The organism is Caulobacter segnis (assembly GCF_029543125.1).
Taxonomy (GTDB): domain Bacteria; phylum Pseudomonadota; class Alphaproteobacteria; order Caulobacterales; family Caulobacteraceae; genus Caulobacter; species Caulobacter segnis_D.
Window position 1 is genome coordinate 240,517 of the sequence record NZ_JARQWW010000001.1, and the last position, 16,549, is coordinate 257,065.

The following is a 16,549-nucleotide window of genomic DNA, read 5'->3' on the forward strand; positions in this document are numbered from 1 at the left end:
TAGCGCCCCCTCCACCATGCTTCGCATGGTCCCCCTCCCCCGTTTCACGGGGCAGGAGAAGAGGTTTACGCCGCCTCGAAGCTTAGCGGGCCGCCCCAGAAGCTTTCCACCAGGGCGTTCTGCGGACCCGGTTTGCCGGTGGTCAGGAAGCGGCGCACGCCGGAGGTTCCGGGGTTCAGTTCCGGGTGGCGGGCCAGGTAGCGCTCAAGCGCATCCGCCGTGGCGACGGGCTGGTGGATCAGCGGGGTTCCCGCCGGCAGGGCCGCCCGGAACAGATCGGCGACGATCTCGTAGTGGGTGCAGCCGAGGATGGCGCGGTCCGGGGCCCGGCCGATGCGGCGGGTCAGGGCTGCGACGCGCTCCTCGATCTCCTTCGCCAGTTCGACCACCCCGGCGTCGCCCTCGATCAGGGGCACCAGATTGGGGCAGGCCTCGGAGAACACCGCCACGTCCTGGCGTCGCTTGTCGATCTCGATCTCATAGACCCGGCTGTTGGTGGTGCCCTGGGTCGAGAAGACGCCGAGGATGTCGAGCTTCTCGACCTTCTCCCCACGCCGCTCGGCCTCATGCTCCCAGGGCAGGCCGGTGGCCGCCTCGATGGTCGGGACGATGATGCCCAGCACGTTCAGCGGCTTGCCCTTGGCCTTGCGGTAATCGGGCAGCCAGGTCTGCTGAAGGCGGCGAAGGGCGATGGCGCTGGCGGTGTTGCAGGCCAGGACCACCAGGTCGGCGCCGGCGTCGAACAGACGCTCGCAACCTGCGCGGGTCAGGTCGACGATCTCCTCGCCCGGACGGCCGCCATAGGGGGCGTTCGCCTGGTCGGCGAGATAGATGAAGTCGGCGGCCGGAAGCCGCTCCACGAGGGCGCGGTGGACGGTCAGGCCCCCTACGCCGGAATCGAACACGCCGATGGACATGAGACCGATTTAGACCCGCCCCGGAGCGGCGTCCATGCGCGGTTTAAGGCGACCGATGTTTCATTACAGCCGCGTAATATGACACGGGCCACAGGAGGTCTAAGGTCCGCCCCATCGAAATCTGGAGACCCGACCTTGCAGCGTCGAACCTTCCTGGCGGCCACCGCCGCCACCGGCCTCGCGGCCGCCCTGGCCCCTACCCTGTCCATGGCCCAGACCAATCCCCTGACCCAGAAGTGGACCGGCCCCTATGGCGGCGTCCCCGCCTTCGATAAGGCCAAGGTCTCGGACGTGAAGGCCGCCCTCGAAATCGGCATGGCCGAGAACCTGAAGGAGATCGACGCGATCACGGCCAACACGGCCGCGCCGACCTTCGACAACACCATCGTCCCGCTTGAGGACGCCGGCCGCACCCTGAGCGACGTGTTCACCTACTGGGGCATCTGGGGCGGCAACATGAGCACGCCCGAGTTCCGCGCCGTGCAGCAGGAGATGAGCCCGGTCCTGGCCGCGTTCAACGACAAGATCAACCAGAACCCCGCGCTCTTCAAACGCGTGGAGGCGGTCTACAACTCCCCCGCCAAGGCCAAGCTGACGCCCGAGCAGCAGCGCGTGACCTGGCTGTACTACACCAACTTCGTGCGCCAGGGCGCCAAGCTGGACGCCGCCGCCAAGACCCGCATCGGCGAGATCAACAAGCGCCTGGCGACCCTGTTCTCGACCTTCAGCAACAACCTGTTGGCGGATGAGGAGACCTATATCGAGCTGACCCAGGCCGATCTGGCCGGCCTGCCCGACAGCCTGAAGGCCGGCGCCGCCGCCTCGGCCAAGGATCGCGGGCTGGAAGGCAAGTGGGTGATCGTCAACACCCGCTCCAGCGTCGATCCCTACCTGACCAACGCCACCAACCGCGCCATGCGCGAGAAGGTCTGGCGCGCCTTCGTCAACCGCGGCGACAACGGCGACGCGCACGACAACAACAAGATCATCACCGAGATCCTGAAGCTGCGCGTCGAGCGCGCCAAGCTGCTGGGCTACAAGACGCACGCTCACTGGCGGGTCGAGAACAGCATGGCCAAGACGCCGGAAGCGGCCATGGAGCTGATGGAGGCGGTGTGGAAGCCGGCCATCGCCCAGGTCGCCATCGACGTGGCCGAGATGCAGAAGATCGTCGACGCGGAGAAGGGCGGCTTCAAGCTGGCGCCTTGGGATTACCGCTTCTACGCGGAGAAGGTCCGCAAGGCGAAGTACGACCTCGATATGAACGAGGTGAAGCCGTACATGCAGATGGAGAAGCTGCGCGAAGGCATGTTCTGGGCCGCCGGCCAGCTCTACGGCTTCGAGTTCAAGCAGATCGACAACGTGCCGGTCTATCACCCCGACGTCCGCGTCTGGGAGGTGAACCGCGGCGGCAAGCTGGTCGGCCTGTGGTACTTCGATCCCTATGCCCGCCAGGGCAAGCGCTCGGGCGCCTGGATGAACGCCTATCGCGGCCAGGAGAAGTTCAAGGGCGACATCAAGACGATCGTCTCGAACAACTCCAACTTCATCAAGGGCGCGCCCGGCGAGCCGGTGCTCATCTCCTGGGATGACGCCAGCACCATGTTCCACGAGTTCGGCCACGCCCTGCACGGCCTGAACTCCGACGTGGTCTATCCGAGCGTGGCCGGCACCGCGGTGGCCCGTGACTATGTGGAGTTCCCGAGCCAGCTGAACGAGCACTGGCTGCCGACTAAGGAAGTGCTCAACAAGTTCGCCGTCCACTACCAGACCGGCGCGACGATCCCGCAGGCCCTGGTCGACAAGATCAAGGCCGCCGACAAGTTCGGCCAGGGCTTCGACACCACCGAGTATCTGGCCTCGGCCCTGATCGACATGAAGCTGCACCTGGCCGGCGACGTGACCATCGATCCGGACGCCTTCGAGCGCGACGAGCTGGCGAAGCTGAACATGCCGAGCGAGATCGTCATGCGTCACCGCACCCCGCAGTTCGGCCACGTCTTCTCGTCCGACGGCTATTCGGCCGGCTACTACAGCTATCTGTGGGCCGACACGATCACCGCGGACGTGGGCGAGGCGTTCAAGGAGGCGCCGGGCGGCTACTACGACAAGGCGGTCGCCAAGAAGCTGCACGACGACATCATGTCGAAGGGCAACTCCATCGACCCGGCCCAGCAGTTCCGCAACTTCCGCGGCCGCGATCCGAAGATCGGCGCCCTGATGCGCGACCGGGGCTTCCCGGTGCCGCCGGGGGCGTAAGGCTTCGGCTGAACAAAGGAACGGCCGGGGAGCGATCCCCGGCCGTTTTCAATCCTGATCGATAGGGCGCCACACTATCACCCGCTCATCCCCGCGAAGGCGGGGACCCAAGCGGCGTTCACGGGTCGATCCGCAGCCTGCGCCCCAAACTCGGACTCAGCTTGGCTCCCCGCCTTCGCGGGGATGAGCGGGTTTCATCTGCCTAGGCCTGCGCCACAGCCGGCGTCTTCCAGTTGCGGGCCAGGGCGAGGAAGACCGCGCCGGCGAAGAAGAAGAAGCCGAGGATCACGCTGGGCGGCCCGACCATGTAGAGGCCCATCATCAGCTGCTTCGAGGCCGCCGAGCCGGACAGGTAGAGGTAGAGCACCGTGGTCATGCAGATGACCCCGATGTTGGTGAAGACGTAGTTGGTCGCCGCCAGCCAGTTGGGCGTGCGACGGCCCATCACCGCGTAGAACAGGCCCATCAGCGCCTGGCTGACCCAGCCGATCAGATTCAGGTGCGCGTGGGCGCTGTAGGTCTCGTGATGGTGGGTCAGGCTCATGGCCATGCCCCACAGCACGCCGATCAGGATGTAGACCGTGGCGGTGGCGAAGAAGACATAAGGCCAGCGGTTCATGCGGCGACCCCTTGGGCTTCAGCGGCGCGCTGGGCCAGCCAGGCGTTGAACGGGGCGTAGGCGGGAGCAAAGCCCGGACGCGCGCGCATGCGCTGCATCCAGGCGGCGACCCTGGGCCAGGGCGACAGGTCGAAGCCCCCCGCCTCGCCGAAGCTGACGAAGGTCGCGCCCAGATAGTCGGCGATGGTGATCTGGTCCCCGCAGACGAAGCCGCCGTCGGCCAGCATCACGTCGTTGAGCACGGCCATCCAGCGGGCGGCGCGGGTGCGGCCGTAGGTGACCAGGGCCTGGACGCCGGCGGGGTCGAGGCCTTCCGGCGGCATGACGGCCACATAGACGCCGAACACGCACAGGTCCTTGTGCAGGTTGGTGGCGAACCAATCCATCGCCTCGTTCACCCGGGCGCGGGCGCGCAACTCCACCGGATAGGCGGGCGAGGCCGTGCGGTCGGCCAAGTACTTGAGGATCGCCGAGCATTCGCCGAGGGCGAAGTCGCCATCCACGAAGTAGGGCACGATGCCGTTCGGGTTGATGCTCAGATAGTCCGGATGCTGGGCGCCGCCGGTGAGCATGTCCACATGGACGAGTTCGAGATTGATGCCGTTTTCGGCGGCGAAGTGCAGCACCGGCCGCGAGGTGGTGGAGATCGGATCGCTATAGAGTTTCATGATGTGCCCCTGACAGGCGGGGCGGAATAACGACGTCCGCAGAACGCTGCAATGTCGGCTGTTGCAACCCTGTTATGCGTTTGTGCAGAATAGGCCTCATGGACTGGAACGACCTGCGCGTCTTCCTGGCCGTAGCGCGGCAGGGCAGCGCGCTGGGGGCGGCCGCCGAACTTCAGGTGAACCAGACGACGGTGGGACGTCGGCTGGATGCGCTGGAGCACGCCCTGGGCTTCAAGCTGATCGAACGCAGCCAGACCGGAAGCCGCCTGACCGAGGCCGGCGAGAAACTGCTGCCCCATGCGCAGAAGGTGGAGGCGGAGTTCACGGCCCTGACGCGGCAGGCGTCCGCCCTGCGGCGGGACCTGTCGGGCACCCTGCGCCTGACCCTGGCGGACATGGCGGCCAACATGGTCATGCCGGCCCTGTCGGAGTTCCGCGTCCTCTATCCCGACATCACGGTGGAGCTGATCATCACCGACCAGTTCCTGGACATCGCGGCGGGCGAGGCGGACCTCGCCCTGCGGGGCACCGCCGAGCTGGAGGATTCCAATCTCGTGGCGCGCAAGCTGGCGACCTTCGAGTTCGCCATCTTCTGCAGCCGAAGCTATGCGCAGCGCCATGGGGTCCCGCGTACGCCGGATGAGTTACGAAGCCACATCCTGATCGGCGGCGAAGGGCCGATCTCGAACCTGCCCGTGGTGAAATGGATGTTCGCCCAGGCGCCGGGCGCGGAGGTGCGGTGCCGCTCCAACAGCCTGGGCAACATGATCATGGCGATCAGCAACGGCCTGGGCGTAGGGCCCGGGCCTCTGCTGATGCTGACGGATCACCAGGAGCTGGTGCTGTGCATGAGGCCGGACCCGCCGATCATCGGCGGCAGCTGGCTGGTCACACGGGAGGACCTGAAGAACAGCCCCCGCGTCCGCGCCTTCATCGACTTCCTGGTCCCCTATTTCGAGCTGCAGTTCCGAAAGGCCCAGGAAGGCTTCAACCCGAACCCCTAGACCCGCTCGATGATGATCGCCGGGGCCATGCCGCCGGCGGCGCACATGGTCACCAGGCCGCGCTTCAGATCGCGGCGCTCCAGCTCGTCCAGGATGGTCCCGATGAGGATGGAGCCGGTGGCGCCGATGGGGTGGCCCAGCGCCATGGCCCCGCCGTTCACATTGACCTTCTTCCGGTCGAGGTTGAGGTCGCGGATGAACTTCTCGGCCACAACGGCGAAGGCCTCGTTGATCTCCCACAGGTCGATGTCGTCGGGGGTCAGCCCGGCCTTCTGCAGCGCCTTCTTCGCCGCCGGGACCGGGGCGTTGAGCATCAGGGTCGGGCTGTCGCCCACATTGGCGGTGGCGACCACCCGGGCCCGCGCCTTCAACCCGTTGCGGGCGGCGTAGTCGGGCGAGGCCAGCAGCAGGGCGGCCGCCCCGTCCACCACGCCCGACGAATTGCCCGCGTGGTGCATGTGGCGGATCTTCAGGTCCGGATAGACCTGGTTGATCAGGCCGGCATAGGTCGTGCCCGCCTCGTCGAGCTGGATGCCCGCCATCATCTCGAAGGCGGGCTTGAGGGTGGAGAGCCCCTCCAGCGTCGTCTGCGGGCGGGGGAACTCCTCGCGATCCAGGGCCACGGAGCCGTCGTCGCGCAGGACCGGGATCAAAGCGCGGTCGAAGTGGCCGTTGCGGATTGCGTGGTCGGCGCGCTCCTGGCTGACCATGGCCAGCTCATCCAGGGCCTGGCGCTCGATCCCCTCCAGCGTGGCGATGGCGTCGGCGCAGACCCCCTGGTGGCTCTGCGGATGGCGGGCGCGCAGGCGCAGGTTGCCGGCGTCCATCATCGGCGGCTTGGTCGGGTCGGCGGTGGCGGCGGTGTAGCTCATCATCTCAGTGCCGCCGGCGATGACCAGATCCTCCATGCCCGACATGATCTGGGCGGCGGCCAGGTTCACCGTGGTGATGCCCGAACCGCAGAAGCGGTCCAGGGTCACGCCGCTGGCGCGGATGTCGTAGCCGGCGTCGAGGGCGGCCATGCGGCCCAGGTCCCCGCCCTGCTTGCCGCGCTGGCTGCTGGTGCCCCAGATGATGTCGTCCACCTGGGCGGTGTTCAGTTTGTTGCGCTCGGCGATCGCCTTGAGCACGGCGGCGGCCAGGTGCTGGGGATGGAAGTCGGCCAGAGCCCCCTTCCCCACTTTGCCGATGCCGCGCGGCGTGCGGCAGGCGTCGATGATCAAGGCTTCCGGCATGGCGCGTCTCCCCGTTCGTTCTGTGTTGGGAGAAGCTTCGGCGGGTTGGCCCTACGTCAGTCCAGCCCCTTATTTCACCGACTGCCGTAGCCGCCGATCACCGGCAGGATTTCGCCGGTGATGTAGCTCGAGGTGTGGGGCGAGGCGAGGAAGACGTAGGACGGCGCCAGCTCTTCCGGCTGGGCCGGGCGGCCCATGGGCGTGTCCTCGCCGAAATGGGCGACCACCTCGGCCTGCTTGTCGCTGGGGTTCAGGGGCGTCCAGACCGGACCGGGGGCTACGGCGTTCACCCGGATGCCCTTGGGGATCAGGTGCGTGGCCAGGGAGCGCGTGAAGGCGTGAATGCCGCCCTTGGTGGTCGAGTAGTCCAGCAAGTCCTTGTTGCCCATCAGGCCGGTGACCGAGCCCGACATGACAATGGCCGAACCGGGCTTCATATGCGGCACGGCGGCCTGGGCCATGAAGAAGTAGCCGTAGAGATTGGTCTTCAGGGTGGCGTCGAAGTGCTCTTCGGTCAGCTCCTCCAGAGAGGGAGCGTGGACCTGGAAGGCGGCGTTGTTGACCAGGACATCCAGCTTGCCCAGCTCCTTCACCGTCTGCTCGACGGCGGCCTGGCAGAAGGCGCGGCTGCGCACGTCGCCCTTGATGACGATGGCGCGGCGCCCTTCCTTCTCGACAGCCTTCTTCGTGGTCTCGGCGTCCTCATCCTCGTCCAGATGAAGGATGGCGATGTCGGCGCCTTCGCGGGCGAACAGGACCGCAACCGAGCGGCCGATGCCGCTGTCGCCGCCGGTGATGATGGCGACCTTGTCGAGCAGCTTCTCCGACCCCTTGTAGAAGGGCGCGTCGTACATGGGAGCCAGATCGAGGTCCGCCTCCGAGCCCGGCTTGGCCTGGTGCTGGGCCGGCAAAGGCGGCACGGGATATTCACGCCCGCCCGCCTGCATCGCGAAAGAGCGTTCTTCCTCCCCCGCCGCCTTGTCAGCGCGGTCGACCTGATCCTGCACCTTGCGCTGCTGATCGGCGGCGCGTTCGGCCTGCTGGGCGTGGTTGTCGGTCATGGGAAGGCCTCGAAAGCTGGCGTGGAGTTGCGAGGACAACGCCGTGCGGACGCGCGAGTTCGGCCCTGCAGACTCTCAAAACTTGATTTTGACGGCCTTCTCGCCCATAAGGCCCGCTTTCCGGCGCAGCATTGCCAGCGCCCTCCACCGCCACGACCCCGGCCTGGGAGACCAGGACACCATCCGGACGAGGGCGGCGAGGCCCCCCGTCGACGTGATCGTCCACGGGGGCTGGCCGCGTTGCGCGCATGGGTGAGCTGAATGTTCGACGGCCTTACAGAGCGACTTTCCGGCGTATTCGACCGGCTTGGCGGGCGCGGCGTCCTTTCTGAGAAGGACGTCGAGGAAGCCCTGCGCGAAGTCCGCGTCGCCCTGCTGGAGGCCGACGTCGCCCTGCCGGTGGTGAAGGACTTCATCTCCAAGGCCAAGGAAAGCGCCACGGGCGAGGCGGTGATCCGCGCCGTCCGCCCCGCCGACCAGGTGGTCAAGATCGTCTATGACGGCCTGATCGAGATGCTGGGCGGCGAGGAGCCGGAGCCCCTGCGCCTGGCCACCAATCCGCCGACGGTCATCCTGATGGCCGGTCTTCAGGGTTCCGGCAAGACGACCACCTCGGCCAAGCTGGCCCTGCGCCTGACCAAGACCGAGCGCAAGAAGGTCCTGATGGCCTCGCTGGACACCCGTCGTCCGGCCGCCATGGAGCAGCTGGCCGCCCTGGGCGTCCAGATCGGCGTCGAGACCCTGCCGATCGTCGCCGGCCAATCGGCCCCCGACATCGCCAAGCGCGCCCTGAGCGCCGGCAAGCTGGGCGGCTACGACGTGGTCATCCTGGACACCGCCGGCCGCACGACCCTGGACGAAGCGATGATGAGCGAGGCGGCGGAGATCGCCAAACTCGCCAATCCCGTCGAGACCCTGCTGGTGGCCGACAGCCTGACCGGCCAGGACGCGGTGCGCACCGCCACCGCCTTCCACGAGCGCCTGCCGCTCACCGGCCTGATCCTGACCCGCGCCGACGGCGACGGCCGCGGCGGCGCCATGCTGTCCATGCGGGCGGTCACCGGCCTGCCGATCAAGTACCTGGGCGCCGGCGAAAAGGTCGACGAGCTCGACACCTTCGACGCCCGCCGCGTGGCCGGCCGCATCCTGGGCCAAGGCGACGTGGTGGCCCTGGTGGAGAAGGCCGCGGCCGAACTTGACCAGGCCCAGGCCGAGCGCATGGCCAAGAAGCTGGCCAAGGGCCAGTTCGACCTCGACGACCTGGCCAGCCAGCTCGCCCAGATGCAGAAGATGGGCGGCATGCAGGGCATCATGGGCCTGCTGCCCGGCGTCCAGAAGGTCAAGAAGCAGATCGAGGAAGCCAATATCGACGACAGCGTCTTCCGTCGTCAGCAGGCCATCATCAGCTCCATGACCAAGCAGGAGCGCAAGAAGCCCGACATCCTGCAGGCTTCGCGCAAGCGCCGCATCGCGGCCGGCGCCGGGGTCGACGTGGCGGAGGTCAACCGCCTGCTCAAGCAGCACCGCCAGATGGCCGACATGTTCAAGTCGATCAGCAAGGACGGCGGCAAGGGCATGATGAAGATGGCCCAGGCCATGGGCCTGGGTGGCGGCGGCGCCAACCCGCTCAAGAACCTCGGCGGCGGCAAGATGCCGTCCGAAGCAGAGATCGAGGCCGCCGCGGCCAAGCTGCAGCAGCAGGGCGGCCTTTCCGGCCTGCCGGGCCTCGGCGGACCCAAACTACCTGGCCTGGGCGGCATGCCCCCCGGCTTCAACCCGTTCAAGAAATAACCTGAACTAGACTCCAAGGAACTGAAAATGCTGAAGATTCGTCTCGCCCGCGGCGGCACCAAGAAGCGCCCGTACTACTCGATCGTCGTGGCCGACAGCCACTCGCCGCGCGACGGCCGCTTCATCGAGAAGGTCGGCACCTACAACCCGCTCCTCAAGAAGGACGATCCGACCCGCGTCACCCTGAAGCTCGAGTCCATCCAGGGCTGGCTGGCCAAGGGCGCTCAGCCGACCGACCGCGTCGCGCGCTTCCTGTCGAAGGAAGGCCTCGTGAAGTGGGAAGCCGGCAACAACCCGAACAAGGGCCAGCCGGGCAAGAAGGCGCAAGAGCGCACCGCCGAGCGCGCCCAGCGCGAAGAAGACCGCAAGGCCGCCGAAGTGGCCGCCGCTGAGGAAGCCGCCGCCGCCAAGGCCGCGGCTGCTGAAGCCGCTGCCGCCGCCGCTGCTGCTCCGGCTCCGGAACCGGAAGCTGCTCCGGCCGAGGAAGCCCCGGCTGCCGAAGCTGCTGCTGAAGAAGCTCCGGCCGCCGAGGAAGCTCCGGCTGCTGAAGAAACCACCGAAGCCTAAGGGTTTTCGCGTGACCGACGCCCTCATTCTGGTTGGCCGCGTGGCCGGGGCGTTCGGCGTGCGGGGCGAGGTCCGGATCAGCACCTATACGGCTGATCCCCTCGCTCTCGCGCAGTACAAGTCTCTGGTGCGTGAGGACGGTTCGCCCGCCCTCACCATCACGAGCGCCCGCGCGGTCAAGGATGGGATCATCGCCCGTTCGCCCCAAATCGCCTCCAAGGAAGACGCCGACGCCCTGCGCGGCTTGAAGCTTCACGTCCTGCGCTCGGACCTGCCCGAGCCGGAGGAGGATGAGTTCTATCTCAACGACCTGATCGGCCTGGCCGCCGTCACGCCGCAGGGCGAGACCGTGGGCAGGATCAAGGCCGTGCAGGACTTCGGCGCCGGCGACCTTCTTGAGATCGCGCCCGCCGCCGGGGGCCAGACCTGGTACCTGGCCTTCACGCGTGAGAACGCCCCCACCGTCGACATCGCCGGCGGCAAGGTGGTCATCATCCGACCCGTCGAGGTCGGCGAAAGCGAACCCAACACCGACGCCTGAGGCGCACGATCTGCATGACGAGAATTTAAGTACCGTCGCTTCGCATAAATAAGTAAGCGCTTTCCTAGATTGAAAGGAAAGCCATGCTCTCTCGCTCCACCGTCTTCGCCGCCTTGCTGTTCGCCAGCGCCGCGAGCTTCGCCCAGGCCGCTGTTCCGCTGGACCGGACCCAGGCGGCCCAGGCGCTCGACCAACTGGACAAGGCGCTGAACAGCTACGTCTTCCCGGAGAAGGCGGACGCCGTGCGCAAGGCGCTTAAGGCCGACCGCGAAACCCTGCTGGCCGCCAAGGACGTGGACGCCTTCACGGCGGCGGTGTCGGAGGAGATGCAGCGCGTCGGCGGCGACAAGCACCTGAACGTCACCTATGAGCCGACCAAAATCGAGACCGCCGCCGGCGAGCGCCCGCCCCTGTGGCCGGAGCCCCTGGCCAAGGGCATCGCCCAGGGGCTGATGTCGGTCCGCCGCCTGCCGGGCAATGTGGGCTACATCAAGCTGCGCTATCTGGTGGACACGCCCGAGGCCGAGGCGATGATGACCAACATCGTCGCCATGCTGAAGGACACCGACGCCCTGATCATCGACCTGCGCGCCAACAACGGCGGCGGGGCCGGGGCGGGCGACGTGCTGATCAGCCACCTGTCGAACACCCTGATCCCCATGGAGGAGCTGCATTACCGCCAGCCCGACGGAAGCTGGGAGATCGAGAAGGTGGTGGTGAAGCCGGCGGTCGGCGGCGCGGCCTTCGACGGCAAGCCGATTTATGTGCTGACCTCGTCCCGGACCTTCTCGGCGGCGGAGGCCATGGCCTATGTGCTGAAGGCGGCGGACCGCGCGACCCTGGTGGGCGAGACCACGCGGGGCGGCGCCAACCCCGCCAACGCGCCGGCCCAGACCCTGGGCGGCGGCTTCTCGGTCTTCGTGCCCAACGGCAAGGTGGTCCACCCGACCACCAAGGGAAACTGGGAAGGCGTTGGCGTGGCCCCAGACGTGGCGGTCCCGGCGGGCGAGGCCCTGACCACCGCCTACACCCTCGCCCTGAAGGCGGCCAAGCCGGTCATCACCCTGAAGGGGCTGGAGGACCAGCGCGCCAAGGCGATGGCCGACCCGAAGGCCGCCCTGATCGCCGACCAGGAGCTCTAGCCCTTACGCACCCGCATCAGGCACTCCTGCGCCACCGAGGCGACGAGGGTCCCGTCCTTGGCGAACATCTGGCCACGGACGAGGCCCCGGCCTTGGGAGGCGGAGGGGCTGTCCTGCGAGAACAGCACCCATTCGTTGAAGTCGAACGGACGGTGGAACCACATGGCATGGTCCAGGCTGGCGGCCTGCAGGCCTGGCGTGGTCCAGATGAGGGCGTGCGGCCGCAGGGCCGTCTCCATGAAGGCCATGTCCGAGGCGTAGGCCAGGGCCGCATGCTGCATGCGGATGTTGTCGCCGATCGGCGCCTTGGCCCGCATCCAGACGTCCTTCAGCGGCGACATCTTCTGCGGGTCGATGAAGGACTGCGGATCGGGCCAGCGCACGTCGATGGGGCGCGGCTTCTCGGCTTGGCGGATCAGGCCGCGCGGGACCTTGTCGCCGAGGGCCTGGAAGCGCTCCAGTTCGGTGGGCACGTTCAGCGGCTCGGGCGCGGACGGCATGTCGAACTGGTGCTCGTAGCCGTCCTCGATGGACTGGAACGAGGCGGCGAGGTTGAAGATCTGCTCCCCGTTCTGGATGGCGGTCACGCGGCGAGTGGTGAAGCTGCCGCCGTCGCGGGCGAAGTCGACCTCGTAGACCACCGGAATCTTCACGTCGCCGGGACGGATGAAGTAGGCGTGCAGGGAGTGGCAGATGCGCTCGGGCACCGTCTCGTAGGCCGCCAGCAGGGCCTGGGCGATGACGAGGCCGCCGAAGATGCGCGGGAAGCCGTCGTCGGGGGACACGCCCCGGAACAGGTTCTTCTCGATGCGCTCGAGCTTCAGGACGTCGGCGAGGTCTTCTGTGGTCTCCATGCCGTAGCGCTTAGGAGCATCGGCGGAGCGCGGCAACCTTGACTTTGCGGGGCCTATGGCCGCATCGCCCTGCGCGAACAAGGATATTCGTGCGCCCATGACGCTCTTTTCCGGCCTCAGCGCCTTTCCGATCACGCCCGCCGATGCGGAAGGCCGCGTGGACGCCGCCGGCGTGCAGCGCGTGGTGGGGCGTCTTGTCGAGGCCAGGGTCGACTCCATCGGCCTGCTGGGCAGCACAGGGACCTACGCCTATCTGACCCGCGACGAGCGCCGCCGCGCTGTCGAGGCGGCGGTGGAGCGCGTGCAGGGCTCGGTTCCGATCATGGTCGGCATCGGGGCCACGAGCACCGCCGAGGTGATCCGCCTGGGTCAGGACGCGGCCAAGGCCGGGGCCGACGCGGTGCTGCTGGCGCCGGTGTCCTATCTGCCGCTTACCGACGCCGAGGTCGCGGGACACTACACGGCCGTGGCCGCCGCCGTCGGCCTTCCGCTGTGCATCTACAACAACCCCACGGTGACGCGCTTCACCTTCAGCCCGGAGCTGATCAGCCGGCTGAGCCAGATGGAGGGGATCGCGGCGGTGAAGACCTCCGGCGCGGCGACGCCGCAGGAGGCGGAGGCGCTGGTGTCTGAGCTGCGGGCGCGTGTCGCGCCGGGCTTCTCCATAGGCTGCGCGGCGGACTGGCTGGTGACCGAGGCGATGATCGCCGGGGCGCAGGCCTGGTACAGCGTGCTGGGCGGGCTGTTCCCGGCGCCGATCCAGACCATCGTGCGGGCGGTCCAGGCTGGCGATTTCGACACGGCCCGCGCCGAGAATGCCCGGCTGAAGCCCCTGTGGGGCCTGTTCCAGGAACTGACCAGCTTCCGGGTGATCTATGCCGCCAACGCGCTGCTGGGCTTGAGCGACGCCCAGCCGCCCCGCCCGATCCTAGGCCTGTCGGAGACCGATCGCCGCAGGGTGGAGCAGGTCATCGAACAGCTAGAGCTGGCCTGACCCGGCCGCGGGTTTGGTGTAAAGGCCCGCCCATGCCGTTCACCGCCACCGTCCTGACCATGTTCCCCGAGGCCTTTCCGGGCCCGCTCGGCGTCTCGCTGATCGGCACGGCGTGGCGCGAGCAGGACCTTTGGCGATTGGAAACGCTGGACATTCGGGGCTTTTCCGCAGATAAGCGCGGCTTCCTCGATGACACCCCCGCGGGTGGCGGTCTGGGACAAGTGCTTAAAGCGGACGTCATAGCCGCCGCGCTGGATAGCGTGGAGCGGGATGGGCGGCCGCTTTTGTACATGAGCGCCAGGGGTCGTCCCCTCACCCAGGCGCGCGTGCGTGAGTGGAGCAAGGCCCCCGGGATCATCGTCCTGTGCGGCCGCTTCGAGGGGGTGGACCAGCGGGTGCTCGACAGCCGCGGGTTCGAGGAGGTCTCCGTCGGAGACGCGGTTCTCGCCGGCGGCGAGGCGGCGGCGATGGTGGCGATCGAGGCGTGCGTCCGACTGATCCCAGGTGTGCTGGGCGATTTCGGGAGCACGAGTGAAGAAAGCTTCGAGGACGGTCTCCTCGAGCATCCGCAGTACACGCGACCGCGGACGTTCGAAGGGCTCGACATCCCCGAGGTGCTGCTGTCCGGCCATCACAAGAAGGTCGGCGAGTGGCGCAAGCTTATGCGTGAACAAACAACCCGCGAGCGGCGTCCAGATCTCTGGGAAGCGCATCTCGCCAATCAACAGGCAAAGGGCGGCCCTTCTCGCAAGGGGTAAGCCCAGTAGGAGAAATTACGATGGCTGCGAACATCATCAAGCAACTGGAGCAGGAAGAAGCCCAGCGCCTGCTCGACGTCCGCAAGGTTCCGGAATTCCAACCCGGCGACACCCTGCGCGTCAACGTGAAGATCAAGGAAGGCGACCGCGAGCGCATCCAGGCGTACGAAGGCGTCTGCATCGCCCGTCAAGGCGGCGGCATCCACGAGAGCTTCACCGTCCGTAAGATTTCGTTCGGCGAAGGCGTGGAGCGTCTGTTCCCGCTGCTGTCGCCGAACATCGACAGCATCGAAGTGAAGCGTCGCGGCGTCGTCCGTCGCGCCAAGCTGTACTACCTGCGCGACCGTCGCGGTAAGTCGGCTCGTATCGCCGAGCGTCAGATGTCCAACACCAAGGAAGCTGCGACCGAAGCCTAAGCTTCCCGCATCGACCTGAAGATCGAGGGCCCCGGAGCGATCCGGGGCCTTTTTCTATTCCGCCAAGACCTATTCCGCCGGCGTCGTCTCCACCCCCGCATTGCGGCGGGCGCGGGTGAGGCGGGCGCGAATCTGGGCGTCGCGGACGAAGGCGCCGGGGATTTCGGTCAGGTGGCGCAGGCCGGCCACCGGCGACAGGTTGCGCACCACCTGGCGGGCCTGGGACAGGACCTCGGCCCGCATGCGGCGGCTGTCGATCTCGCCTTCCTCGCGCACCAGGCTGAGGCGGTGCAGGGCGTAGAGGCCGAGCACGGCGGCGATCAGGAAGAAGAAGTCCCAGTTGGACAGGCGCAGGGCGCGGACCACCAGGGCGCCGTCGGGACTGGTCCAGCGCAGGGCGATCTCCAACGCGCGGACGGAGAAGAAGTCGGCGAACAGACCGCCTAGCACGGGAGCAAGACCGGCGGCGGCCGAGGAGACCATGGCGCTGGCGGCCACATAGGCGGTGGCCGAACCCTTGGGCGACAGCTTCAGGGCGATGTTGGCGGTGGCCAGGGTCACCCCCGCCGAGGCCAGACCCATCAGCAGGTGCAGACCGACCAGATAGGCCGCCGCCCAGTCCCGGTCCTCGATCTGGGACGCCCCGACCATGCCGGCGATGCAGAGGAGGAAGATCGGCGTGGCGAAGGCCAGGACCGACTTGTTGGAGAACCGGTCCGACAGCAGGCCCCAGGAGCGTAGGGCGATGAGATTGGCCAGCTGGCTGACCACGCTGAGCATCACCACGAAGGTCATGGAGAAGCCGAGCTGGCGTACGAAGAACACCGTGAAGAACGGCGTCGCCAGGTTGGCCGCGAACTGCCAGCTGGCGAGGTAGGCGATCAGGCGGCGGAAGTTCACATCGCGGAACGGCGCGCGCAGCAGGGCGAAGAAATCGACCTTCTCATGCAGGGCGGGCATGGCCGGCTCGGGCATCCGGGCGACGATCAGGGCGCTGATCATGCCGAACAGGCAGCCGACGATGTAGAGGCCGAAGAACGCCCAGCCGCGAAGGGGCGAGCCGGGCGCGGCGGCGTCCAGGGCGAAGGCGGCGGCGAGGCCGGCGACCATGCTGACCAGGGTGGACCAGATGTTGCGCTTGGCGACGATCTCGCCCAGCCGCTGCTCGGGCGCGAGGTCGCGGATCCACGCGTTCCAGGCGCAGCCGCCCACCGCGCCCGCGGCGCAATAGACCAGCTGGGCGGCCAGCAGCGCGCCGAGCGACGGCCCGCCCGGGAAGAAGGCCAGCACCGCCATGCCCACCAGCATGGCGCGGCCCAGGACGCTGGAGACCACGGCGATCCGTTTGCGGGTGCGCAGCCGCTCGATCAACACCACGCTGGGCGCCTGGAGAAGCTGGGTCCAGAACGGCAGGGCCGCCAGCAGGCCGATCACCGAATTGGGCGCCCCCAGATAGAGGGCGAAGGCGGTGAGGATCACGCCGGAGGTCATGGCCCCCGTGGTGTTCGAGAAGGCGGACTCGATCACCATCTGGCGAACGCCGCGTTCGCGCGCCTCGTCGGACAGGTTGTCTACGGGGGCCAGAAACATGAAGCCGAAGTCTGGTGAGGGAATGCGGCCTGAAGAAGCCCCGCCGGGGATGGTTTGTTCCGGCGGTTTGGGCTAGCGGGGCCTCAAGAGGCAAAATGTTGCGCGAAAGCCGCGTCACCACGCCGCTCGGCGA

General features: G+C 67.6%; 16 protein-coding genes. 9 read left to right on the forward strand and 7 right to left on the reverse strand.

Going from position 1 to position 16,549, the window contains the following annotated elements; genetic code table 11:
• Window positions 1-65: 65 nt before the first annotated feature.
• The gene (locus P7B02_RS01200; RefSeq protein WP_277784472.1) at window positions 66-917 is read right to left on the reverse strand and encodes a glutamate racemase; all 852 of its coding nucleotides are present in this window, start codon (window positions 915-917) and stop codon (window positions 66-68) included.
• 135 nt (window positions 918-1,052) lie between these two features.
• Here P7B02_RS01200 and P7B02_RS01205 point away from each other — a divergent pair, with 135 nt between their 5' ends.
• Window positions 1,053-3,176 (forward strand): M3 family metallopeptidase, encoded by a 2,124-nt coding sequence (locus tag P7B02_RS01205; protein WP_277784473.1) that lies wholly within the window; start codon window positions 1,053-1,055, stop codon window positions 3,174-3,176.
• A gap of 202 nt (window positions 3,177-3,378) precedes the next feature.
• Here the strand turns inward: P7B02_RS01205 and P7B02_RS01210 are convergent, their stop codons facing one another.
• Window positions 3,379-3,795 (reverse strand): hypothetical protein, encoded by a 417-nt coding sequence (locus P7B02_RS01210; protein WP_277784474.1) that lies wholly within the window; start codon window positions 3,793-3,795, stop codon window positions 3,379-3,381.
• Window positions 3,792-4,463, reverse strand: coding sequence for a glutathione S-transferase family protein (locus tag P7B02_RS01215; protein ID WP_277784475.1), 672 nt, complete (start codon window positions 4,461-4,463; stop codon window positions 3,792-3,794). Before P7B02_RS01215 ends, P7B02_RS01210 begins: the two co-directional genes overlap by 4 nt.
• Window positions 4,464-4,561: 98 nt before the next feature.
• Here P7B02_RS01215 and P7B02_RS01220 point away from each other — a divergent pair, with 98 nt between their 5' ends.
• On the forward strand, window positions 4,562-5,467 hold the full coding sequence (locus tag P7B02_RS01220) for a LysR family transcriptional regulator (protein WP_277784476.1): 906 nt from the start codon (window positions 4,562-4,564) through the stop codon (window positions 5,465-5,467).
• On the opposite strand, the gene P7B02_RS01225 is transcribed toward P7B02_RS01220, so the two are convergent.
• Both P7B02_RS01225 and P7B02_RS01230 read right to left on the reverse strand, forming a co-directional pair.
• Window positions 5,464-6,702, reverse strand: a complete 1,239-nt coding sequence (locus P7B02_RS01225; protein ID WP_277784477.1) for an acetyl-CoA C-acetyltransferase — start codon at window positions 6,700-6,702, stop codon at window positions 5,464-5,466. The two genes, P7B02_RS01220 and P7B02_RS01225, sit on opposite strands and share 4 nt — an antisense overlap.
• 74 nt (window positions 6,703-6,776) lie before the next feature.
• Window positions 6,777-7,763, reverse strand: coding sequence for an SDR family oxidoreductase (locus tag P7B02_RS01230; protein WP_277784478.1), 987 nt, complete (start codon window positions 7,761-7,763; stop codon window positions 6,777-6,779).
• Window positions 7,764-8,024: 261 nt separating this feature from the next.
• On the opposite strand from P7B02_RS01230, the gene ffh reads away from it, so the two are divergent.
• From ffh to P7B02_RS01250, 4 genes are all read left to right on the forward strand, one after another.
• On the forward strand, window positions 8,025-9,554 hold the full coding sequence (gene ffh, locus P7B02_RS01235; RefSeq protein ID WP_277784479.1) for a signal recognition particle protein: 1,530 nt from the start codon (window positions 8,025-8,027) through the stop codon (window positions 9,552-9,554).
• A gap of 27 nt (window positions 9,555-9,581) precedes the next feature.
• Window positions 9,582-10,121: a 30S ribosomal protein S16 gene (rpsP, locus tag P7B02_RS01240; protein WP_277784480.1), complete on the forward strand. Its 540-nt coding sequence runs from the start codon at window positions 9,582-9,584 to the stop codon at window positions 10,119-10,121.
• Window positions 10,122-10,131: 10 nt separating this feature from the next.
• A complete protein-coding gene (gene rimM, locus P7B02_RS01245; protein WP_277784481.1) occupies window positions 10,132-10,662 on the forward strand; it encodes a ribosome maturation factor RimM in 531 nt (176 codons plus the stop codon).
• 83 nt (window positions 10,663-10,745) lie between these two features.
• Window positions 10,746-11,804: a S41 family peptidase gene (locus P7B02_RS01250; protein ID WP_277784482.1), complete on the forward strand. Its 1,059-nt coding sequence runs from the start codon at window positions 10,746-10,748 to the stop codon at window positions 11,802-11,804.
• Here P7B02_RS01250 and P7B02_RS01255 read toward each other — a convergent pair.
• Window positions 11,801-12,658: an acyl-CoA thioesterase gene (locus P7B02_RS01255; protein WP_277784483.1), complete on the reverse strand. Its 858-nt coding sequence runs from the start codon at window positions 12,656-12,658 to the stop codon at window positions 11,801-11,803. The two genes, P7B02_RS01250 and P7B02_RS01255, sit on opposite strands and share 4 nt — an antisense overlap.
• A 97-nt stretch (window positions 12,659-12,755) precedes the next feature.
• Here P7B02_RS01255 and P7B02_RS01260 point away from each other — a divergent pair, with 97 nt between their 5' ends.
• From P7B02_RS01260 to rplS, 3 genes are read left to right on the forward strand one after another with little or no spacing between them, the layout of a single operon-like run.
• Window positions 12,756-13,652: a dihydrodipicolinate synthase family protein gene (locus P7B02_RS01260; RefSeq protein ID WP_277784484.1), complete on the forward strand. Its 897-nt coding sequence runs from the start codon at window positions 12,756-12,758 to the stop codon at window positions 13,650-13,652.
• Between the two features lie 32 nt (window positions 13,653-13,684).
• Window positions 13,685-14,410: a tRNA (guanosine(37)-N1)-methyltransferase TrmD gene (trmD, locus tag P7B02_RS01265; protein ID WP_277784485.1), complete on the forward strand. Its 726-nt coding sequence runs from the start codon at window positions 13,685-13,687 to the stop codon at window positions 14,408-14,410.
• Between the two features lie 20 nt (window positions 14,411-14,430).
• On the forward strand, window positions 14,431-14,826 hold the full coding sequence (gene rplS / locus P7B02_RS01270; RefSeq protein ID WP_277784486.1) for a 50S ribosomal protein L19: 396 nt from the start codon (window positions 14,431-14,433) through the stop codon (window positions 14,824-14,826).
• A gap of 69 nt (window positions 14,827-14,895) precedes the next feature.
• Here the strand turns inward: rplS and P7B02_RS01275 are convergent, their stop codons facing one another.
• Window positions 14,896-16,416, reverse strand: a complete 1,521-nt coding sequence (locus P7B02_RS01275; protein WP_277784487.1) for an MFS transporter — start codon at window positions 16,414-16,416, stop codon at window positions 14,896-14,898.
• Window positions 16,417-16,549 lie beyond the last annotated feature (133 nt).